We start from the raw sequence: 21,184 nt of genomic DNA, 5'->3' as shown, positions 1-21,184 counted from the left end.
GGGTTAACTGCGGGCCAGCCGGTTCCCCGCTCCGCGTCGCTGCTGAGCGTCGCTACTGCGCATCCGACAAATGCGCGATCGTCGCCCGTGCGCGTCGCTGGGCTTCCGCCGGGATGTCCTTGACGATGGGTTCCAAGAACGCGAAGCGCCGAAGCCACTGGCTGGATTGGCGTTCCTTCCGCGCGTTGGCCCGCTGCCACCAGTCGGCGATGTCGCCCCACCCGGGAGCCGCCAGTGAACCGCCCACCTCCTGGACGGCCAGGGAGGCACAGAGGTTCGCGAACCGGAGCCGGTCCCCCAACCTCCACCCCGCCAGGCACCCCACAATGAAGGCGGCCCCAAAACAGTCTCCCGCACCGGTGGGGTCGTAGGCGGAGACCGGCAGGGAAGGCACCCATTCCTCCTCGCCGGTCTCGGAGTCCACCGCCACGGCACCCTGGGGGCCGAGTGTCACCACGGCCACGGGCACCCGGTCTGCCAAGGAGTACAGCGCCGCCCAAGGGTCTGCCTTACCGGTAAAGGCCATGGCTTCGGGCGCGTTGGGCAGGAAAGCATGGAAGTTCTCCAAAAGATCCAGGCGCCGTTCGGACCACTCCCCCGTGGGATCCCAGCCCACCACGCCAAAAAGCTTGGTGCCCGCTTCCTTGGCCGCCAGCATCCACGGCTCCATTTCCTCACCCAGGTCAGCGACGGCGGCGAGCGCCTTGGGCGGTTGTCCGATCAGCTCGGAGGAACTGATGGGCGCGGGGTGCCCATGGGTGACCATGGACCTGTCCTGGTTGACGCAGAGGGAAACAGTGACGGGTGAGTGCCAGCCCGGTACCTTCCTCGAGAGCGAGAGGTCCACGTGTTCCTGGCTTTCAAGGATCTGCCAGTTGTAGTCGCCGTACCCGTCGTCTCCGAAGGTCGCTGCGAGGTTGGTGCGCAGACCCAGGCGCGCAGCGGCGATGGCCTGGTTGGCTACCCCGCCCGGGCAGCTTCCCATGCCCTCGCTCCAAATCTCCGTGCCCGGTTCAGGTGAGTGCGGAAGACCCGTGAAGATGATGTCCTGGAAGACCGTTCCGGTCAGGAGGAGGTCGCACTGCTGGTCCGCCGTGGACCGTAGGGAAGCAAGGGGATCAAAACGTCGCTGGGGCATAGCGTCCATGCACCGCAGACTACGCTGCACCGTACTGGGCTGCATAGATGTGGAGGCGTGCATAGACTCGGGTCATGCGGCTCATGATCGCCGGTGGCGGCGGCTTCCGGGTACCCCTTGTATACCGGGCTTTATGCGCGGGTCCGTTCGCCGGGCTGGTGGACGAGCTGGTGCTGTACGACGTCGACGCCGAACGGCTCGCAGCCATCGAAGCCGTTATTGGAGACATGCCCCCAGCGGGCGGTTCCACGCCCGTCGTCGTGGTGTCCACGGACCTGCGGGAGGCCCTCACCGGCGCGGACATGGTCTTCGCAGCCATCCGCCCGGGTGGGACCGCCGGAAGGATCGCCGACGAACGCGTGGCCCTGGATCTGGGCCTGCTCGGGCAGGAAACCACAGGCGCCGGCGGCATCTCCTATGCCCTCCGTTCCATCCCCCGCATGCTCGAACTCGCCCAGGCGATGCGCCGCCATTGCCCCGGGGCGTGGCTCATCAATTTCACCAACCCCGCCGGCATGGTCACCGAAGCATTGGAGCCGTTGCTGGGGCGCAAAGTGATCGGTATCTGCGATTCCGCCGGCGGCCTGGTGCAGCGGGCGGCGCGGGCTGTTGGCGCGCCACTGACAGAAGGAACGCTCGACGGCGTGGGCTACTTCGGCCTGAACCACCTCGGCTGGCTTTACCGGCTGGCACCCGGCGGGCAGGATCTGTTGCCGGGCCTGCTATCCGACCACGCCGCCCTTGAGTCCATGGAAGAGGGCAGGCTGTTTGGGCAGCACACCCTGCTGCAGCTTGGCTGCCTGCCCAACGAGTACCTGTACTACTACTACCAAACGGCGCATGCCACCGACGCCATCCGCCGGCAGCAGGAAACGCGGGGGGCGTCCATCCATCACCAGCAGAGTGCCCTGTATCCGGCCCTGGCCAAGGCGCCGCACGCTTTTGAGCTGTGGGACAGCGCCCGCCGGTCCCGCGAGGAAGGTTACCTGGCCGAGGCCCGCACGCAGGGAGAGCAACGGGACGAGTCCGATCTCGCAGGCGGCGGCTATGAGCGGGTGGCGTTGTCCGTGATGCGGGCCTTGTCGGGCGGGGGTTCTGCCCAGCTGATTCTGAACGTGCCCAACTCGCCGGTGTCGCTTGCCGGGCCTGCTGCCGAGGTGGCGGTGCCCGGGCTGCCGGCGGACGCCGTCGTCGAGGTTCCCTGCGAGGTAACGCCCGACGGCGCGTTGCCGCTTGCGCAAGCACGGCCGGGCGGGCAGTTCCTCACGCTGATGCAGCACGTCAAGGAGGTGGAGCGGCTCACCATCCGCGCCGTGGTGCATGGAGAGCGAAGCGCTGCCGTTGGTGCCTTCGCGGCGCATCCCTTGATCGGATCGGCGGAGCTGGGCGAACAACTCCTCACCGGATACGAGGCAGCCTTTCCCGATCTGGGGCAGTTGTGGGGCACTACAGCTTCCGATACATGACGTGCAGGCCGACGTACCCGATCTCCGGGTGGTCAAAGGCTTCAGGGACCGTAGCGAGGATCCGGAAGCCCATGGACTGCCACAGCCACACTGCCCGGACGTTGCTCTCCACCACGGCGTTGTACTGCATGGCGTAGAAGCCGGCCGCCTTGGCCTCACTCAGCGAATAGGCGCACAGTGAGCGGGCGATGCCCTGGCCTGAATTGTTCGCCCCCACCATGTACCCGGCGTTGGCAATGTGGCTGCCGCCACCGGCTTGGTTGGCGTGGAACTCCCCTGTTCCAAGGATCTGGCCCGTGTCCTTGCCCACGGCCACGAACGTCTGGCCGGGAGCGTCCTTGGTCCACTTGTCCCTGGCCGTTTCCTCGGAGGTGTCGCGATCCCAGGTGAAGGTCTCGCCGTCGCGGATCACCGGCTCCAGGATGGCCCAGATACCGGGCCAGTCTTCAGGGGTGGCTTTGCGGATGTCGAAAGTCTGTTCTTGGCTCACAGCGGCCACGCTAGCAGCCTTGTCCACCTAGCCGGGTTGCCGTGGGATGGCTTTGATCAGCAGGAGTAGTGTTTTCTGCAGGGCAAAGGCGTGTTTGCTGTTTGCTGTGAGTATCAGGAGGAATGCGGTGCCGTTGATCCGTCGTGTGGCGTTCCTGTCCTTGCACACCTCCCCCATGGAGCAACCAGGTGCCGGCGATGCCGGTGGGATGAACGTCTACGTCCGGGCGTTGGCCATGGCACTGGCGGAATCCGGGGTGGAGGTGGAGATCTTTACCCGTTCCACCAAAGCGGGCCAGCCCGCCGTCGAACATCCCGGGCCCGGCGTCTGCGTCCACAACGTCTTTGCGGGGCCGCGCCGGAAACTGCCCAAGGAAGAGCTGCCCGCCCTACTGCATCAGATGGTGGAAGAAATCGACAGGATCCGGGGAAGCCAACTCCACGGCCGCTACGATGCCATCCATTCGCACTACTGGGTTTCCGGGGTGGCAGGGCTTGAGCTGTCCCAGCTGTGGGGTGTTCCGTTGGTCCACACCATGCACACCATGGCCAAGGTCAAAAACCTGGTCCTCGAATCGGGTGAACGCCCCGAGCCCCGTCGCCGCGAGGAGGGTGAGCAGCGGATCGTGGATGGCGCAGCCCGGCTGGTGGCCAACACTCCTGCCGAGGCTGAAGAACTGGTTTCCCACTACGGGGCCGATCTTGACCGGATCGACGTCGCCCCGCCGGGCGTGGACCTCAAAGTGTTCACACCGTCCTTCCGGCGGAAGTCACGTTCCTTGCGGGATGTCAGGCCGGACAGTTTCCATATCCTCTTCGCCGGCCGCATCCAGCGGCTCAAGGGCCCCCAGGTGTTCGTCAAAGCCGCGGGAATCCTGCGCAAGCGCCGGCCGGACATTGACCTTGAGATGACCATCCTGGGATCGCTCAGCGGGGCCAAGGACTTCAATCTTCAGCACATCATCGAAGACGCCGGACTGGCCGACGTCGTCACTCACCGGCCGCCTGTAGTGGCTCCGGAGCTTGCCAGTTGGTTCCGTTCGGCAGACGTCGTGGTCATGCCGTCGTTCAGTGAATCCTTCGGTTTGGTGGCGTTGGAAGCACAGGCGTGCGGCACACCTGTGGTGGCCACCAACGTGGGCGGCCTGTCCCGCGCCATTTCCGACGGGCGCACCGGCATGCTGGTTGACGGACACGACCCCTCCGACTGGGCAGACGCCCTGGAGGACCTCTACGACGACGTCCAGACCCGGGAAGACATGGGCCGGTTGGCGGCCACCCATGCCGAATCCTTCGGATGGCAGCGGACGGCAGCCATCACCTTGGAAAGCTACCGCGAAGCAGTAGGTGGCCTGCTGGTTCCCCGGCGCTGAGTCTTCGCCGGATCCCCCGCCGGGACTGATAGATTGTCGCGCACAGCGAACCAACGCCCGCAGCACCAACCCCGCTGCGGGGACACCCAGCCGAAGGACAACGATGTCTGAGAACAAGGTCATGTCTGATCTTGAAATTGCCCGCAACGCCACCATCCTGCCCATCGTGGACATCGCCCAACGCGCGGGCATCACAGTGGACGCCCTGGAGTTGTATGGGCCCTATAAGGCCAAGATCAATCCGGCCAAGTTGGTACTCCCGGCCCGCACGGCTCCCGGCAAGGTGGTGCTGGTCTCCGCCATGTCCCCCACCCCGGCCGGTGAAGGGAAGTCCACCACCACCGTGGGGCTCGCCGACTCACTGGCACGCGCCGGACACAAAGTGATGATCGCCCTGCGCGAGCCTTCCCTGGGTCCGATTCTGGGCATGAAGGGCGGAGCCACCGGCGGCGGCTACTCCCAGGTGTTGCCCATGGACGATATCAACCTGCACTTCACCGGCGACTTCCATGCGATCACGTCCGCCAACAACGCCCTCATGGCACTGGTGGACAACCACATTTTCCAAGGCAATGAGCTTGGTATCGATCCCCGCCGCATGACGTTCAAACGCGTGCTGGACATGAACGACCGTTCCCTGAGGGAAGTGGTCATCGGACTCGGCGGCCCCGTGCAGGGCGTGCCCAGGCAGGACGGCTTCGACATCACGGTCGCGTCCGAAATCATGGCGGTCTTCTGCCTGGCGACGGACTTGGACGATCTCCGCTCGCGGCTGGGTCGGATCACCTTTGGCTACACCTACGATCGCGCGCCGGTCACCGTTGCTGACCTCGGCGTTGAGGGTGCCCTGACCATGCTGTTGAAGGACGCCATCAAGCCCAATCTCGTCCAGACCATCGCCGGGACACCTGCTGTGGTCCATGGTGGCCCGTTCGCGAACATCGCCCACGGCTGCAACTCGTTGATCGCCACCAGCACGGCCATGCAGCTCGCCGACATCGTGGTCACCGAGGCCGGATTCGGGGCAGACCTCGGCGCCGAAAAGTACATGGACATCAAGGCGAGAATTGCCGCGGTGGCGCCATCCGCCGTCGTGGTGGTTGCGACCATCAGAGCCCTCAAGATGCAGGGTGGGGTTGCCAAAGACCAACTCAGCCAACCAAACGTCGAGGCCGTGGCCGCCGGGGTGGAGAACCTCCGGAGGCACGTACGCAACGTTGCCAAGTTCGGCATCTCCCCTATCGTGTCCATCAACAAGTTCGCCACGGACACCCCGGAGGAACTCGAGTGGCTGCTCGCCTGGTGCGCAGCGGAAGGCGTGGAAGCCGCCGTCGCCGACGTCTGGGGCCGGGGCGGCGGAGGCGACGGCGGGGACGACCTCGCTGCCAAGGTGGCAGCTGCGCTGGACGCGCCCTCCGACTTCCACCACCTCTACCCGCTGGAAATTCCTGTGGAGGACAAGATCAGGACCATCGTGCAGGAGATCTACGGGGCCGACGGCGTCGAATTCTCGGTTCCTGCCCTGAAGCGTCTCGCGGAGATCGAAAAGAACGGCTGGTCCGACTTCCCCGTCTGCATGGCCAAGACACAGTATTCCTTCACGGACGACGCCTCACGGCTGGGAGCACCCAAGGGATTCACGGTGCACGTCCGCGAGCTGATCCCCAAGACCGGCGCAGGTTTCATTGTCGCGTTGACCGGCGCTGTCATGACCATGCCCGGACTGCCCAAGGAACCGGCAGCGATGCGCATGGACGTGGATGCTGAAGGACAACCGACAGGCCTCTTCTAGCCCTCTCTCACATCCCATGCCCTTCAAACCCACGCTCTCTCACATCCCATGCCCTTCAAACCCACGCTCTCTCACTCTTTTGAGAAAAGTGAGCGAGCGTCCGCTGCAAACCTGAGGGACGTGAGAGAAGGTTCGGGAAACGACAAACGCCCCCGTATCGGATACGGGGGCGTTTGGTGTAACAGGGTGTTTAGCGCTCGATGTCGCCGCGGATGAAAGCCTCAACCTTGTCGCGGGCGAGGTCGTCGTTGAACTGCTCCGGCGGGGACTTCATGAAGTAGCTGGAAGCGGAGAGCAGCGGGCCGCCGATGCCGCGGTCCAGGCCGATCTTGGCGGCACGGATGGCGTCGATGATGACACCCGCGGAGTTCGGGGAATCCCAAACCTCGAGCTTGTATTCGAGGGACACCGGGGCGTCGCCGAAGTTGCGGCCTTCGAGGCGGACAAAGGCCCACTTGCGGTCGTCGAGCCAGGCAACGTAGTCGGACGGCCCAATGTGGACGTCATCGGCGTGCAGTTCGGCCTCAACGTTGGAGGTCACAGCCTGGGTCTTGGAGATCTTCTTGGACTCGAGCCGGTCGCGCTCCAGCATGTTCTTGAAGTCCATGTTGCCACCGACATTCAGCTGGTACGTGCGGTCCAGGGTAACGCCGCGGTCTTCGAAGAGCTTGGCCATGACGCGGTGCGTGATGGTGGCACCGATCTGGCTCTTGATGTCATCGCCAACGATCGGGACACCGGCCTCGGTGAACTTGTCAGCCCACTCCTTGGTTCCGGCGATGAAGACGGGGAGGGCGTTGACGAAGGCTACACCGGCATCGATGGCGCACTGGGCGTAGAACTTTGCAGCCTGGTCCGAACCGACGGGCAGGTAGCAGACCATGACGTCAGCCTTGGCCTCGCGCAGCGCTGCGACGATGTCCACGGTTTCGTCCGGTGCCTCAACAATGGTCTCGCGGTAGTACTTGCCCAGGCCGTCCAGGGTGTGGCCGCGCTGGACGGTGACACCGGTGGCGGGGACGTCGGCGATCTTGATGGTGTTGTTTTCGCTGGCGCCGATGGCGTCGGCCAGGTCCAGTCCAACCTTCTTGCTGTCGACGTCGAAAGCAGCAACGAACTGGACGTCGTTGACATGGTACTGGCCGAACTCGACGTGCATCAGACCCGGGATCGTGGCCTTGGGGTCAGCGTCGCGATAGTACTGAACACCTTGGACCAGCGATGCGGCGCAGTTACCTACGCCGACAATGGCAACACGAATCGGATGTGAAGACACGGAACTCCTTTTGAGAACTAAACCTCATGTGCCAGGCGCAGCCCTGACTGAGTCCAGGGCACGACTGATTGGCACGGCGCCATTCGGCGCACTCTTGCATTGTAACCAACACAGCAGGGGCCGGCTTTGTTCCCGACCGGCCCCTGCTGTTTTATGGCGAAACTTCGGAGGCTACTTCTGGGCCCAGCGGTTGATGTCCGACTCCACAGCGAATTCGTCGATCGCCGTCAGCTCATCATTGGTGAACTTCAGGTTGTTGATGGCACTGAGCGTGTCCTCCAACTGGGCCACGCTTGAGGCACCCACCAGTGCAGAGGTCACCGGCGAGCCCTTCGGCTGGTCGCGCAGGATCCAGGCGATGGCCATCTGAGCCAGGGTCTGCCCGCGGCCTTCGGCGATGGCGTTCAGTCCCCTGACCCGGTCCAGCTTCTCCTCGGTCAGCTGCGCTTCGGACAGGAACCGCTCCTTGGCGGCCCGCGAATCGGCCGGGACGCCGTTGAGGTACCGGTTGGTGAGCAGGCCCTGGGCGAGCGGCGAGAACGCGATGGAGCCGGCACCCACCTGGTCCAGTGCCTCGTAGAGGTTAGGCGAGCCGTTTTCCGTCCAGCGGTTCAGCATGGAGTAGCTGGGCTGGTGGATGAGCAACGGGGTTCCAAGCTCTTTGAGGATCCGGGCAGCTTCAAGGGTCTGCTCCGGCGTGTAGGAGGAGATGCCGGCGTAAAGCGCTTTGCCGGATCGGACAGCGTAGTCCAAGGCGCCCATGGTTTCTTCCAGCGGAGTCTCGGGGTCGGGACGGTGGCTGTAGAAAATATCCACATAGTCCAGGCCCATGCGCTCCAGTGACTGGTCCAGGCTGGAAATCAGGTACTTGCGGGATCCCCACTCGCCGTACGGACCGGGCCACATGTAGTAACCGGCCTTGGTGGAGATGACCAGTTCGTCGCGGTACGGCTTGAAGTCATCCTTCAGGTGGCGCCCGAAATTGGTCTCGGCTGAGCCGTCCGGGGGTCCGTAGTTGTTGGCGAGGTCGAAGTGGTTGACACCAAGATCGAACGCGCGACGCAGGATGGCACGTTGCTCGTCGAATCGTTTGTCGTCACCGAAGTTGTGCCAGAGGCCCAGCGAGATGGCGGGGAGCTTGAGTCCACTGCGTCCGACGCGGCGGTAGGGCATGGTTTCGTAGCGGTTTTCCGCGGCCGAATAAGTCATACGTACCATCCTGCCACTGCACATTCCGGGGTGACGGCGCTGTCCGCCATGTGGGCGCCGTCACCCCGGAATGTGGATGGCTTAGTTGACGCGGACGACGACGGCGCTCCCGCCGGGAAGCGTCAGTGTCCCCTCATCGAGGACTGCTTCAGGATCAGTGGCCAGCAACATGGAGCCGCTGAGGGGTGTTCCGAGCGCCTCGTCCCCGAAGTTGCACACCACACGGACAGTGCCGCGGGAGATCTGCAGCCAGTGTTCGTCGTCGTCGTATTCCACCGCTGTGCTGCCGAAGCCGCCGTCCACCAAGTCGGGGGTGTTTCGGCGCAGCTGTGCTAAATCCTTGTAGAGCTGGAGCAGGCGTGCGTGGTTTCCTTCGCCGGCTTCGTCCCACTTGAGTTTGGACCGGAGGAACGTTTCTGGATCCTGTGGGTCGGGCACCACCGCGGGGTCCCACCCCATGCGTTCGAATTCCTTGATCCGGCCCTCGGCGGTAGCCTTCCCGAGCTCGGGCTCCGGATGGGAGGTGAAGAACTGCCACGGCGTGGATGCACCGAATTCCTCGCCCATGAAGAGCATGGGCGTAAACGGAGATGTCATGGTCAGCACGGCACCGATGGCCAGCTGCCCGTAGGACAGCGAGGCGGTAAGGCGGTCGCCGATGGCGCGGTTGCCGATTTGGTCGTGGTTCTGAAGGCAGACGACCAAAGCCGACGGGTGTGCCAGATCCCTGCGGATGGGCCGGCCGTGGTGCCGCCCGCGGAAGCTGGAGTAGCTGCCATCGTGAAGGAAGCCATGCTCCAGCACTTTCGCCAGGACCGCCAGTGAATCGAAGTCCGCGTAGTAGCCGGTGGTTTCCCCGCTCAGGTTAACGTGAACGGCGTGGTGGAAATCGTCGCTCCACTGGCCGTCAAGTCCGTATCCGTTGTCCTCGCGTGGGTAGATGAGGCGTGGATTGTTCAGGTCCGACTCCGCGATCAAAGTCCGGGGAATTCCCGTCTCGGCCTCGATCTGATCACCCAACGCCCCAAATTCCTCCAGGATGTGGACGGCCCGTTCGTCACGCAGCGCGTGGACGGCATCAAGGCGAAGACCGTCCACGTGGTAGTCACGGAGCCACATCGCCGCGTTCTCCAGGATGTAGCGCCGGACGTCGTCCGAGCCCGGGCCATCAAGGTTGACGGAGTCACCCCACGTATTTCCTTCCCCTGATTTCAGGTAGGGGCCGAACTTGGGCAGGTAGTTTCCGCTGGGTCCAAGGTGGTTGTAGACGACGTCCTGGATGACGCCCAAGCCGGCAGCATGCGCGGCGTCCACAAATCGCTGATATGCCGCCGGGCCGCCGTAGGGCTCATGGACGGCGTACCAAAGCACTCCGTCGTAGCCCCAGTTGTGAACGCCGTTGAAACCGTTGACCGGAAGCAACTCGATGAAGTCCACTCCGAGGTCCACCAGGTAGTCCAGCTTGGCGGCGGCGGCATCCAGCGTTCCCTCCGGAGTGAAGGTACCCAGGTGAAGCTCATAGATGACGGCTCCCTTGAGCTGCCGCCCCTTCCAGGCCGAATCCTGCCACTCATGGACGGAGGGATCGAACGTGGCGGACAACGCGTGCACACCCTCCGGCTGCCTCCGCGAGCGCGGATCAGGGAACGGCCCCTCTCCGTCCACGATGTACCCGTACGGTACACCGTCACTTTCCTGGCCAGCCACATCGGCCGGCGCCCGCCACCACCCCGGGGCGGCGGCGTCGTGGTGTTCCATGGCGTACTCACATCCATCGGCAACAAGCCGGACCGAGTCAGCGTTCGGCGCCCAGACGTCGTAGCGGTTTTTTCCAGCAGCGTGCTCCAGCATCATGCTCCCTTATGCGTGTTCAAGCGTGCGTTGCAGTGATGGTTTGCAGTGGTGAGGGTCAGTCCGTAGGCACCAGCAGGGCCACAGGGTACTGCTCCAACAACGTGGCCAATTGGACAGTCCCGGCACTGTAGGTGGCTCCAGTGAGTTCGTCCCGGGCGTTTCCGGACAACTCAATGGTTGTGTCCCGCCAGCCGCCTTCCCGCGCAAGTCGCTTGGGCAGTCGGGTGGCAACCGTGAGGGCACCGCGCCGATCAGCTCCGCGGTCGAAGGCCACCACGTGATCTGCTGCCGCACCTTGTGCGACCACCGGCAGGTAACCGCCGAAGAGCTCAGACCGATCGCGCCGCAACCGCAATGCTCGGGACACCACCAGCAGCTTGGCTGCTTCATCAGTGAACAGTGGCGCAGCGCCGTTGTCCAGCTCTGCCAAGGCAGTCATACGGGCCTGGAAGTCAACGGGCCGCCTGTTGTCAGGATCGGTCAGGGAGCCGTCCCGGAACTCTGTGCCCTGGTAGACATCAGGAACCCCGGGCATGGTCAGCTGGACCAGCTTGGCCGACAACGAGTTGGACGTCCCGTACGGTTCGAGCTCAGCGACAAAGTTGGCCAGCGCCGCTGCAACCTCCGGCACATCAAAGACAGAGTCGACGGCGGCAGCCAGGTGGCGCTCGAAGTCCTGGTTGGGGTCGGTCCAGTTTGTTGAGTTACCGGCCTCACGCGCCGCCTTCAGGGCATACGACTGAAGACGTCCGCGGTCTGCCGGCCACGCACCAACAATTGACTGCCACACCAGCGCGGCCAACGGGCCGTCCGGAATCGGGGCCAACTCCTGGACTGTACCCAAGAAGAGTTCCCACTCCGGGACGGCCTCGGAAATGACCGATATGCGAGCCCGGGCGTCCTCGCTTCGCTTGGTGTCATGGGTGCTCAGCGTAGTCATGGACAACGGCAGGACCTGCTGGCGACGGGCCATGCGCTCATGGAAGACCCCGCTGGACACGGCGAATTCGGTGGGATCGGCCCCCACTTCGGTAAGAGTACCCAGGCGGGTGTAGCGGAAGAACGCTGTGTCCTCCACACCCTTGGCCATCACCATGCCGGAGGTCTGCTGGAAACGCCGGGCCAAGGCACCGGTGGAATCGAGCAGCAGCGGCGTCAGGTCTTCCAGTACCGCCTTGAGGTCTGCACGGTTTTCCGCAGCGCGTCGGATGGATTCCTCCAGGACATCCTGACCGTACGGGAGGTAGGTGCGGTAGATCGGGAAGCAGCAAATGACTTCCGCGATGGCATCAGCCACCTTATCCGCCGGCAAGCCCATGGAAGGGGGCACCAGGCGTGCGAGCCTCAGAATCTCCGACCGCAGGATGCCATCGGCAATACGGCGCTTGGTTCCATGGATCATGTCCTCGTAGTCCGCCGGGGCGTCCGCATCCCGCAGCCTGGCATCGAGTGAGTCGAGGTATTCCTCCGCTGCGGGGTCCACGAAAAGCCGGTCCACGTCCGCGAGGGCGTCGTAACCGGTGGTCCCTTCGCAGTCGAAGGTGTCCGGCAACTGCTCCCCCGGCTCCAGGATTTTCTCGACAAGCAGGTACGCGCCGCCCGTTGCTTCCCGCAGCCTGGCCAGATAGCCCTCAGGATCGGCGAGGCCGTCCGGATGGTCGATCCTGAGCCCATCCACCAGTTCCTCACGGAACCACCGGACGATCTCCCCATGGGACTCGTCGAAGACCCACGGGATCTCCACCCGGACACCTGCGAGGGTATTCACCGCGAAGAACCGCCGGTAGTTGAGTTCGGCGTCGGCCCTGCGCCAGCCGATGAGCTGGTAGTGCTGCCGGGCATGGACGTCCTGGGGACTGTCACCCGGGGCAAAGGTGCCCTCGGCCAAAGGAAAACGGTGATCGTAATAGTGCAGTTCACCGTCCGCCACAGTGAGTTGTTCAAGGTCCTCTTCGCTGCCCAGCACCGGAATACGGATTTTCCCGCCACCGAAATCCCAGTCGACGTCGAAAGCCTCGGCGTACTTGGACCCGCGACCTTCTTTCAGGAGCTGCCACCACCAGGCGTTCTGCCCGGCCGAGGCGACGCCCATGTGGTTGGGCACAATGTCGGCCAGGATGCCCAGTCCCTGTTCGCGGGCGGCCTTGGAGAGTGCGGCGAGCCCCTCGGGACCACCGCGCGAGGGATCCACAGTGGAAGGATCGGTGACGTCATAGCCATGGTCCGATCCCTCCTCCGCGGTCAGGATGGGCGAGACATAGACCCAGTCCACCCCGAGGGTCCGCAGGTAGCCCGTGAGGTCCGCCGCGTCCTGGAGCGTCAGTCCTGGTCGGATCTGGAGCCGGTACGTCGAGACAGGAGTCCTCATGAGTCCGCTTTCTTCGTTGCTCCGGACTCCTCGTCGGCAGGGGCGTCTCCCTTGTAGTCGAAGGGCAGCGACGTCACAGCAGGAGCCGTGATGGACGCCGTTTCCGGAGTGCTCGTCTGGGTCAGCGCAGCCAGCGACGCTGCCACAGAGTGGTCGGGCTCCACCTCGGGTGTGCTGTGCGCACGCAGCACTACCAGGGACTTGGCGCCGACCATGAGGATCTGGTCCGGCTTGACGACACCTGCCTCGGCTCCTTCTCCGGCGGTGTCGATCATGACATCCCATGCGGGTGCGTACTCGTCCGAAGGAATCCGGAAGCCTACCTCGTCCTGATCCGCGTTGAAGTAGAGCAGGAAGTTGACGTCGGTAATGCGCCGGCCCTGGTTATCGCGGCCGTGAATGCCATCGCCGTTCAGGAACACACCAACGGAGCGTCCCAGTGCTTCATCCCAATCCGAGGGACTCATGGTGCTCGCGTCAGCGTCCAACCATACGATGTCCGGCAGACGTTCGCCTTCGCCTCGGAGCACCGGGCGTCCGTCAAAGAACCGGCTTCGCCGAAGGCTGGGGTGCTTGGCACGCAGGGCGCACACGGCAGCGGTGAACTCGATGAGCGGCTGGTCCACGTTCTCCCAGTTGATCCACGTCAGTTCAGAGTCCTGGCAGTAGCCGTTGTTGTTGCCGCGCTGTGTCCTGCCGAGCTCGTCGCCGTGGAGCAGCATGGGTACGCCTTGCGAGAGGAAAAGCGTGGCGATGAAGTTGCGCTGTTGGCGCGCCCTCAGGCCCAGGACTGTGGGGTCCTCGGTGGGTCCTTCGGTGCCGCAGTTCCAAGAGCGGTTGTGGGATTCGCCGTCGTTGTTGTCTTCGCCGTTGGCCTCATTATGTTTCTCGTTGTAGGAAACGAGGTCAGCCAGGGTGAAGCCATCATGGGCAGTGACGAAGTTGATCGATGCCACCGGTCGGCGGCCCGAGTGCTCATAGAGATCTGCGGAGCCGGTCAACCGTGACGCGAATTCGCCCAAGGTGGACGGTTCCCCGCGCCAGAAGTCGCGGACAGTATCGCGGTACTGGCCGTTCCATTCAGTCCACTGCGGCGGGAAGTTGCCCACCTGGTAGCCGCCGGGACCAACGTCCCACGGCTCGGCTATGAGCTTCACCTGGGAAACCACCGGATCCTGCTGGATCAGTTCGAAGAAGGTGGAGAGTTTGTCGACGTCATAGAACTCGCGGGCCAGCGTGGAAGCGAGGTCAAAGCGGAAACCATCCACGTGCATCTCGGTCACCCAGTAGCGCAGGGAGTCCATGAGCAGTTGAAGGGAGTGCGGGCTCCGGACATTCAGCGAGTTTCCCGTGCCGGTGTAGTCCATGTAGTACTTCTGGTCGTCTTCCACCAGGCGGTAGTACGCAGAGTTGTCGATGCCCTTGAAGGACAACGTGGGTCCCAGGTGGTTGCCCTCTGCCGTGTGGTTGTACACCACGTCCAGGATGACTTCGATGCCCGCGGTGTGCAGCGCGCGCACCATGGCCTTGAAGTCCTGGACCTGCTGGCCGGTATCGCCCTTGGAGCTGTAGCTGTTGTGGGGCGCAAAGAAACCAATGGTGTTGTAGCCCCAGTAGTTATTCAGGCCCTTGTCCTGCAGGATGCCGTCGTTGACGAATTGGTGCACCGGCATCAGTTCAATGGCGGTGATTCCCAATTTCTGCAGGTGCGAGATGACCGCAGGGTGCGCCACACCGGCATAGGTACCACGCTGTTCTTCGGGTACCTCCGGGTGCATCTGCGTCAATCCCTTGACATGGGCCTCGTAGATGACCGATTTGTGGTACGGAATCCGCAGAAGCTTGTCTCCGTCCCAGTCGAAGAACGGGTTGATGACGACGCCCAGCATCATGTGCGGTGCGGAGTCCTCATCATTGCGGGAATCCGGTTCCCCCAGGTTGTACGAGAACAGCGACGGGTCCCAGTCGATCTGCCGGTGGATGGCCTTGGCGTAGGGATCCAGCAGCAACTTGTTGGGGTTGAAGCGCTGACCGGCGTCGGGGTCGTAGGGTCCGTGTACCCGGTAACCGTACTTCTGCCCGGGCTGAACCTGCGGAAGGTAGCAGTGCCATACATAACCATCTACCTCGGTGACTTCCACGCGGACTTCCCCGCCGTCGTCGTCAAAGAGGCACAACTCAACTTTTTCGGCCTTCTCGCTGAACAGCGCGAAGTTGGTGCCGGTGCCGTCAAAGGTGGCACCCAGCGGATAAGCCGATCCAGGCCAGACTTCCATGCGTTCTCCTCTTGATGATGCGAACAACTTCTGCAAGCCTACTCATGACCCATGACACGGACAGTAACCTTACGGTCTTGGGCGGTCGCATTCCGCGTTCAGCGAACCCAGCACGCGCGGCACCGCTGCCATGATTGCCGACGCTGTAATGGGGCCGCCAGCCAATTCCGCGGATGCTGCCGATCCTGCCCGTCCGTGGACGCTCGCCGCAACGGCCGCCAACGCAGCCCAGCGGTCGGCGACGTCCAGTCCCAAGCCGGCATAGGCGCCGTCGTCGTCCTTGATGGTTTCCGCGCACTGCGCCAGCAACGCGCCAAGCACTCCCCCCAGGACATCTCCGCTTCCCGCGGTCGCCATCCACGCGGTGCCCTCGGATTGGCTGAAAACAACGCCCGACGGCGAGGCCACCAGTGTGGTGGCTCCCTTCAGGAGCACGGTGGCACCCGTTTGTTCGGCGGCCTGCCGTACGAAATGCAGCGGACGCGACTCCACGTCGTCGCGGGTCACGGCTACCTCGCCTGTGGAGGGAAGGGAGTCCAGCAGGGTAGCCAATTCTCCAGCGTGTGGTGTCAGTATCCAATGGGGCGGGCAGCGTTCCGGAAGCAGGCTCAGCGCACCCGCGTCCACCACCACCGGCAGATCGGCGGCCAGGGCAGCCGCAGCCGCATCCTTCGCGCGCGCCAACTGCTCTTTGCCATCAACGCCCGAGCCCAGCAACCATGCCTGGACGCGGCCGGGTTCATCGGGTTCCCAGAGTGCTTCCGGGGTTTGGGCGAGCACCAGCTGTCCCACCGTTTGAGGGCCGGCATACCGCACCATCCCCGCTCCGGCGAGCGCTGCGGCATGTACGCCCAGAACAGCAGCGCCGGCAAACCGCACCGAACCGGCCACAACGCCCAGAACACCCCGGGAGTATTTTTGTGCCCGGCGGCCAGGATGGGGCAGTACTGCTCCTACATCCCGGGAGGTTAGGCGGCGGAGCTCCGGTTGCTGGGACTCAAGCGATTCTTCGATGCCGATCTCCACCACGCACACCCGCCCGGCACAGCCTTCACCAGGATCGGTCATCAGCCCCGCTTTTACGGCGCCAAAGGTCACTGTGAGGTCTGCTTCCAGCACCGGCCAATGAACTTCACCGGTATTGGCGTCCAGGCCGCTGGGGAGATCGCAGGCCACTACCAACCGTGGGCGCAGTTCCTGGAGGGACGCAACCAATTCCGCTGAGGGACCACGCAGGCCCCCACGGGCTCCCGTGCCGAGCAGTGCATCGATGATTGCGTCGTCGCCGGCGCACAGGACTGCAAGTTCTTCAGCGTTCCCTGGTTCGAGGTACAAGGTCCTCCCGCCGGCTGCGGCAAAAGCAGCCAGAGCCTGCTGGTGGACTTCAGCCGCGGCGAGTACCGCCGTCGCGCGCATCCCCCGGCGGGCCAGCAGGGCTGCAGCGAAGAGACCGTCGCCGCCATTGTTGCCCTTGCCTGCCAGGACAGTCACACTGGCGCCGGCCAGCGTGCGCCGGGTTTTGACCTCGCGCGCCACGGCCTGGACCAGCCCGTAGGCTGCCCGTTGCATAAGAACAGCGCCCTCACCGGCGTCAAGGAGCGGTTGTTCCGCATCCCTGATCTGTTGTCCGGTGAAGGCGCTGATCATTGCTGTTGAGAGTCCGTCTAGCCCTCGGCGAGGACAGTCGCCGTAGCGATGCCGCCGTCGTGGCTCATGGACAGGTGCCAGCGCTTGACGCCCTTGGCCTCGGCCACTGCCAGCACGGTTCCCTTGACCTGGACTGTAGGACCGTTCTCATCGAGGCCGATCCAGCAGTCCTGCCAGTTCATTCCCGCGGGCGCACCCAAGACCTTGGCCACGGCTTCCTTGGCCGCAAAACGAGCAGCCAGGGAGCGGGTGTTGAGTTCCCGTTCGGCCGGAACGAACAGGCGGTCCCGGAGTCCGGGCGTCCGTTCCAGCTGCCGGCCGAACCGTTCGATGTCTACGACGTCTACGCCAATGCCAACGATCATGGCGTTATTCTACGGTCACGCTCTTGGCGAGGTTACGCGGCTGATCCACGTCATAGCCCTTGGCTCCGGCCAGTTCAGCAGCAAAGATCTGCAGCGGAACGGTGGTGAGCAGCGGCATCAGCAGTGTGGGCGTTTCCGGTACGTAGAACACGTGCTCTGCGTAGTCCTTGACCGATTCGTCGCCTTCTTCAGCGATCACCAGGGTACGGGCACCACGTGCGCGGACTTCCTGGATGTTGCTGACCACCTTGGAGTGCAGGGAGTCGCGTCCGCGCGGGGACGGAACCACAACGAAGACCGGCTGGCCGTCGTCGATCAGGGCGATCGGACCGTGCTTGAGCTCGCCGGCTGCGAAGCCTTCAGCGTGGATGTACGCGATTTCCTTGAGCTTCAAGGCACCCTCGAGGGCAACCGGATAGCCTACGTGGCGGCCCAGGAACAGCACGGATTTTTCGTCCTTCATGCTGCGGGCGAGCTCGCGCAGGGGTCCTGCGTTGTCCAGGATTTTCTGGATCTTGGCCGGGATCTTGTTGAGGTCCGCGAGGACGTCCTTGATCTGGCCGGAGAAGATGTTGCCGCGCAGCTGTGCCAAGTACAGGCCCAGCAGGTAGGCGGCAGTGATCTGCGCCAGGAATGCCTTGGTGGAGGCCACCGCGATTTCCGGGCCGGCGTGCGTGTAGAGCACGGCGTCGGATTCGCGCGGGATGGTGGAACCGTTGGTGTTGCAGATGGAGATCGTCTTGGCGCCCTGTTCACGGGCGTAGCGGACGGCCATCAGCGTGTCCATGGTCTCACCGGACTGGCTGATGGAAACCACCAGCGTGTTGGAGTCGACGATCGGATCGCGGTAGCGGAACTCGTGGGCGAGCTCAACTTCCGTGGGGATGCGGCACCAGTTCTCGATTGCGTACTTGGCAACCAGACCGGCGTAGGCCGCGGTACCGCAAGCGAGCACGATGATCTTGTCAACCTGCTTGAGGAGCTCCGGATCGATACGGACCTCGTCCAGGGTCAGCTTGCCATCGAGGTCCGAGCGGCCCAGGAGGGTCTGCGCAACGGCGTCGGGCTGGTCGTGGATTTCCTTCTCCATGAAGGAGTTGAAGCCACCCTTTTCGGCAGATGCCGGATCCCAGTCGACGTGGTATTCCTTGCCTTCGGCGGGAGCACCGAAGAAGTCGGTGATTTCCACGGAGTCCGCGGTGATGGTGACGATCTGGTCCTGGCCCAATTCCACGGCGCGACGGGTGTAGTCGATGAAGCCGGAAACATCGGAGCCGAGGAAGTTCTCGCCGTCGCCCAGGCCAACCACCAGCGGGGAGTTGCGGCGGGCAGCCACGACGACGTCGGGCTGGTCTGCGTGGACGGCAAGAAGGGTGAAAGCGCCTTCGAGTCGCTGGCAAGCCAGACGCATTGCTTCGGTGAGGTTTCCGCCGTCGCCATTGAGCTGGGTGCGGAAGATGTCGCCTACCAGTGCGGCGGCTACTTCGGTGTCGGTTTCGGACTCGAAGGTAACGCCCTTGGCCAGCAGTTCCTGCTTGAGCTCAGCGAAGTTCTCGATGATGCCGTTGTGAATCAGCGCAAGGCGGCCGCCATCAGAGAGATGCGGGTGCGCGTTGCGGTCGGTCGGTCCGCCGTGGGTGGCCCAACGGGTATGGCCGATGCCGGTCAGGGATTCAGGTACTGGATTTGCTTCCAGTTCACTGATCAGGTTGCTCAGTTTGCCGGACTTTTTACGGGACGAGATTGCCCCGTCAGCCACCACTGCGACGCCTGCAGAGTCATAGCCGCGGTACTCAAGACGACGCAGCCCTTCCACGACGACGTCAAGGGCGCTGTGACCAGCTGCCTTGCGAGACGAATTGCCAACATAGCCTACGATTCCACACATGGGTACAAGCCTAACGGCTAGCGCAAACAACTGACGTGGGACATCCCAGCTCCTCCCCTTGCCGCTATGATGTCCAGCCCCCACAATTCACCCTCCCGTCGTCGCGCATTTCCTGATCCGCCGCGCGGAGGGCAGAATCATGAGCGTGACTTTGCAACGCACCGAAGCTAATGGCGACGGCGCTTCCCCGTTTGTAGAGCTGGACCGTCAAACGTGGTCCAGGCTTGCAGCGCAGATGGAGCAGCCCCTCAACGAAGAGGACATCTTCCGTCTCCGCGGCCTAGGCGACCCCCTGGACATGAAGGAAGTCAGGGAGGTCTACCTCCCACTTTCACGGCTTCTGCACCTCTATGTAGAGGCTTCGCACCAGCTACATGCGGCAACAACCACGTTCCTGGGCGAACAAACCCAGCGCACTCCGTTCGTGATTGGCGTCGCCGGTTCGGTGGCAGTCGGCAAGTCCACCATCGCCCGCGTGCTCCGGGAAATGCTCCGGCGATGGCCCGGAACCCCCAACGTGGAACTCATCACCACCGATGGCTTCCTGTATCCCTTGGCCGAACTGAAGCGCCGGCACCTTCTTGAACGCAAGGGTTTTCCCGAGTCCTATGACCGACGGGGGCTCCTCCGCTTTGTGTCGGAAGTCAAAGGCGGCGCCGAAGAAGTCCGCGCACCGTGGTATTCCCACGTAACGTACGACATCGTGCCGGGCAAGGAAGTGGTGGTCCGGCGTCCCGACGTCCTGATCGTGGAAGGGCTCAACGTCCTGGCCCCCGCGCGGCCCCGTATGGACGGAAAGCAAGGACTGGCCGTCAGCGACTTCTTCGACTTCTCCATCTACGTGGACGCCAAAACCTCCTACATCGAGGAATGGTACGTGGACCGTTTCCGCAAACTGCGCACCACCGCCTTCGCCCAGCCGGAATCCTACTTCCACCGCTACGCCACACTGTCCGATGATGACGCCGAATCCACTGCACGCGGCATTTGGAAGCGCATCAACGAACCCAACCTTGAAGAAAACGTGCTGCCCACCCGTGGACGCGCCCAGCTGGTCCTCACCAAGGACGCCGACCACTCCATCCGCCGCATGTTGCTGAGGAAGGTCTAGCGTGGCCGATCCCCAACCGCTGCCCAGCCGGCGCGTTTTTGCCGGCCTGATTGCTGCTGGTGCCGGAATGGCAGCCTTGTCTGCGTGCACACCGGAGACCGCCGTTCCCTCCCCTGCCGCCGCCAACGCCGCGAGTGGTGCTGCTACGCCTTCCGCGGCCCCTTCCGGCGCCCCCACCACGGATCCGGCAACGGTTGCGCCTGGGACTGCTGCGCCGTCGCCCAGCGCGACGCCTTCCAGTGCCGCACCCTCCAGTGCGGTTGCATCGCAGCATTCGCTGACGGACCCCGCCAGCCCCTGGGTGATCGTCAACAAGCACCGCCCCCTCAGCCCCCAGGACTTCGTCCCGGCCGACTTGGTTCAGCCGAACATCCGCCTCGCCGTCAGCGGCGAAGCTTCCCTGCTGAACAGCACGACGGCAGCTGCCGCAGCAAAGATGTTCGGCGCGGCTGCAACGGAGGGCATCATTATGGCGTTGGCTTCGGGCTACCGCTCCTACTCAACCCAGGTAGCCACATACGGCGGCTACGTCGCCAGCACGGGCCAGGCTGCGGCGGACCGGGCTTCGGCACGGCCGGGACACTCCGAACACCAGACAGGTTGGTCCTTCGACATTGCCGACGGCGGTGGGGCCTGCAGCTTCCAGCCGTGTTTTGCTGAACAACCGGCAGCAGTGTGGGCGAAGGCCAACGCCCACAAGTTCGGTTTCGTTGTCCGCTATCCATGGATGTTCCATGACATCACCGGGTACTTCTACGAGTCATGGCACCTGCGTTACATCGGTGTGGAGGCAGCATCTGACATGGTTGCACGCGGCATCGTGACCCTCGAAGAATATTTCGGCCTCGAAGCGGCCCCGGATTACCTCTAGCCCTTAAATGACTTCGGCCCGCTCCCCTGCCAAGCAGAGGTGCGGGCCGAAGCTCGTTCTG

Annotated in this window: 15 protein-coding genes; 5 read left to right on the top strand and 10 right to left on the bottom strand. The window is 63.8% G+C overall.

Annotated elements, in window-relative coordinates; all coding sequences use genetic code 11:
* Window positions 1–52: 52 nt before the first annotated feature.
* Entirely contained in the window at window positions 53–1,147 is a 1,095-nt protein-coding gene (locus tag ACIQLI_RS04995; RefSeq protein ID WP_354230572.1) for a carbohydrate kinase family protein, read from the bottom strand.
* A gap of 65 nt (window positions 1,148–1,212) precedes the next feature.
* On the opposite strand from ACIQLI_RS04995, the gene ACIQLI_RS04990 reads away from it, so the two are divergent.
* Entirely contained in the window at window positions 1,213–2,604 is a 1,392-nt protein-coding gene (locus ACIQLI_RS04990; protein ID WP_400385594.1) for a 6-phospho-beta-glucosidase, read from the top strand.
* Here the strand turns inward: ACIQLI_RS04990 and ACIQLI_RS04985 are convergent.
* Window positions 2,585–3,103: a GNAT family N-acetyltransferase gene (locus tag ACIQLI_RS04985; protein WP_400385592.1), complete on the bottom strand. Its 519-nt coding sequence runs from the start codon at window positions 3,101–3,103 to the stop codon at window positions 2,585–2,587. The two genes, ACIQLI_RS04990 and ACIQLI_RS04985, sit on opposite strands and share 20 nt — an antisense overlap.
* Window positions 3,104–3,221: 118 nt before the next feature.
* On the opposite strand from ACIQLI_RS04985, the gene mshA reads away from it, so the two are divergent.
* The gene (gene mshA / locus ACIQLI_RS04980) at window positions 3,222–4,466 is read left to right on the top strand and encodes a D-inositol-3-phosphate glycosyltransferase (RefSeq protein WP_354230566.1); all 1,245 of its coding nucleotides are present in this window, start codon (window positions 3,222–3,224) and stop codon (window positions 4,464–4,466) included.
* Between the two features lie 103 nt (window positions 4,467–4,569).
* A complete protein-coding gene (locus ACIQLI_RS04975; protein ID WP_400385588.1) occupies window positions 4,570–6,258 on the top strand; it encodes a formate--tetrahydrofolate ligase in 1,689 nt (562 codons plus the stop codon).
* A 190-nt stretch (window positions 6,259–6,448) separates the two neighbouring features.
* On the opposite strand, the gene ACIQLI_RS04970 is transcribed toward ACIQLI_RS04975, so the two are convergent.
* From ACIQLI_RS04970 to glmS, 8 genes are all read right to left on the bottom strand, one after another.
* Entirely contained in the window at window positions 6,449–7,534 is a 1,086-nt protein-coding gene (locus ACIQLI_RS04970; RefSeq protein WP_354230562.1) for an inositol-3-phosphate synthase, read from the bottom strand.
* 171 nt (window positions 7,535–7,705) lie between these two features.
* Window positions 7,706–8,743, bottom strand: a complete 1,038-nt coding sequence (mgrA, locus tag ACIQLI_RS04965; protein ID WP_354230560.1) for an L-glyceraldehyde 3-phosphate reductase — start codon at window positions 8,741–8,743, stop codon at window positions 7,706–7,708.
* 81 nt (window positions 8,744–8,824) lie between these two features.
* The gene (gene treZ / locus ACIQLI_RS04960; protein WP_400385812.1) at window positions 8,825–10,594 is read right to left on the bottom strand and encodes a malto-oligosyltrehalose trehalohydrolase; all 1,770 of its coding nucleotides are present in this window, start codon (window positions 10,592–10,594) and stop codon (window positions 8,825–8,827) included.
* Between the two features lie 58 nt (window positions 10,595–10,652).
* Complete coding sequence (gene treY / locus ACIQLI_RS04955) at window positions 10,653–12,965, bottom strand: malto-oligosyltrehalose synthase (RefSeq protein ID WP_400385583.1); 2,313 nt, start codon at window positions 12,963–12,965, stop codon at window positions 10,653–10,655.
* A complete protein-coding gene (gene glgX / locus ACIQLI_RS04950; RefSeq protein WP_354230557.1) occupies window positions 12,962–15,241 on the bottom strand; it encodes a glycogen debranching protein GlgX in 2,280 nt (759 codons plus the stop codon). The genes treY and glgX overlap by 4 nt, the downstream gene beginning before the upstream one ends.
* 69 nt (window positions 15,242–15,310) lie before the next feature.
* A complete protein-coding gene (locus tag ACIQLI_RS04945; RefSeq protein WP_400385579.1) occupies window positions 15,311–16,888 on the bottom strand; it encodes an NAD(P)H-hydrate epimerase in 1,578 nt (525 codons plus the stop codon).
* A gap of 17 nt (window positions 16,889–16,905) precedes the next feature.
* On the bottom strand, window positions 16,906–17,253 hold the full coding sequence (locus tag ACIQLI_RS04940) for a holo-ACP synthase (protein WP_011775548.1): 348 nt from the start codon (window positions 17,251–17,253) through the stop codon (window positions 16,906–16,908).
* Between the two features lie 4 nt (window positions 17,254–17,257).
* Window positions 17,258–19,141 (bottom strand): glutamine--fructose-6-phosphate transaminase (isomerizing), encoded by a 1,884-nt coding sequence (gene glmS, locus ACIQLI_RS04935; RefSeq protein WP_354230553.1) that lies wholly within the window; start codon window positions 19,139–19,141, stop codon window positions 17,258–17,260.
* Window positions 19,142–19,280: 139 nt separating this feature from the next.
* Between glmS and coaA the strand changes: the two genes are divergently transcribed.
* Both coaA and ACIQLI_RS04925 read left to right on the top strand, forming a co-directional pair.
* Complete coding sequence (coaA, locus tag ACIQLI_RS04930; RefSeq protein ID WP_011775550.1) at window positions 19,281–20,252, top strand: type I pantothenate kinase; 972 nt, start codon at window positions 19,281–19,283, stop codon at window positions 20,250–20,252.
* Window positions 20,253–20,319: 67 nt separating this feature from the next.
* Entirely contained in the window at window positions 20,320–21,123 is an 804-nt protein-coding gene (locus tag ACIQLI_RS04925; protein ID WP_400385810.1) for a D-alanyl-D-alanine carboxypeptidase family protein, read from the top strand.
* Window positions 21,124–21,184 lie beyond the last annotated feature (61 nt).

It is taken from the genome of Paenarthrobacter sp. NPDC091669 (assembly GCF_044756725.1).
Classification (GTDB): Bacteria; Actinomycetota; Actinomycetes; order Actinomycetales; family Micrococcaceae; genus Arthrobacter; species Arthrobacter bambusae_C.
This window is presented reverse-complemented; position numbering and strand designations above follow the sequence as displayed.

Bases quoted from the DNA above. Each gene is read 5' to 3' on its own strand.
- treZ (WP_400385812.1), bottom strand. From the start codon at position 10,594: ATGCTGGAGCACGCTGCTGGAAAAAACCGCTACGACGTCTGGGCGCCG.
- glgX (WP_354230557.1), bottom strand. From the start codon at position 15,241: ATGGAAGTCTGGCCTGGATCGGCTTATCCGCTGGGTGCCACCTTTGAC.
- ACIQLI_RS04925 (WP_400385810.1), top strand. From the start codon at position 20,320: ATGGCAGCCTTGTCTGCGTGCACACCGGAGACCGCCGTTCCCTCCCCT.
- ACIQLI_RS04990 (WP_400385594.1), top strand. From the start codon at position 1,213: ATGCGGCTCATGATCGCCGGTGGCGGCGGCTTCCGGGTACCCCTTGTA.
- mgrA (WP_354230560.1), bottom strand. From the start codon at position 8,743: ATGACTTATTCGGCCGCGGAAAACCGCTACGAAACCATGCCCTACCGC.
- glmS (WP_354230553.1), bottom strand. From the start codon at position 19,141: ATGTGTGGAATCGTAGGCTATGTTGGCAATTCGTCTCGCAAGGCAGCT.
- ACIQLI_RS04940 (WP_011775548.1), bottom strand. From the start codon at position 17,253: ATGATCGTTGGCATTGGCGTAGACGTCGTAGACATCGAACGGTTCGGC.
- treY (WP_400385583.1), bottom strand. From the start codon at position 12,965: ATGAGGACTCCTGTCTCGACGTACCGGCTCCAGATCCGACCAGGACTG.
- coaA (WP_011775550.1), top strand. From the start codon at position 19,281: ATGAGCGTGACTTTGCAACGCACCGAAGCTAATGGCGACGGCGCTTCC.
- ACIQLI_RS04995 (WP_354230572.1), bottom strand. From the start codon at position 1,147: ATGGACGCTATGCCCCAGCGACGTTTTGATCCCCTTGCTTCCCTACGG.
- ACIQLI_RS04945 (WP_400385579.1), bottom strand. From the start codon at position 16,888: ATGATCAGCGCCTTCACCGGACAACAGATCAGGGATGCGGAACAACCG.
- ACIQLI_RS04975 (WP_400385588.1), top strand. From the start codon at position 4,570: ATGTCTGAGAACAAGGTCATGTCTGATCTTGAAATTGCCCGCAACGCC.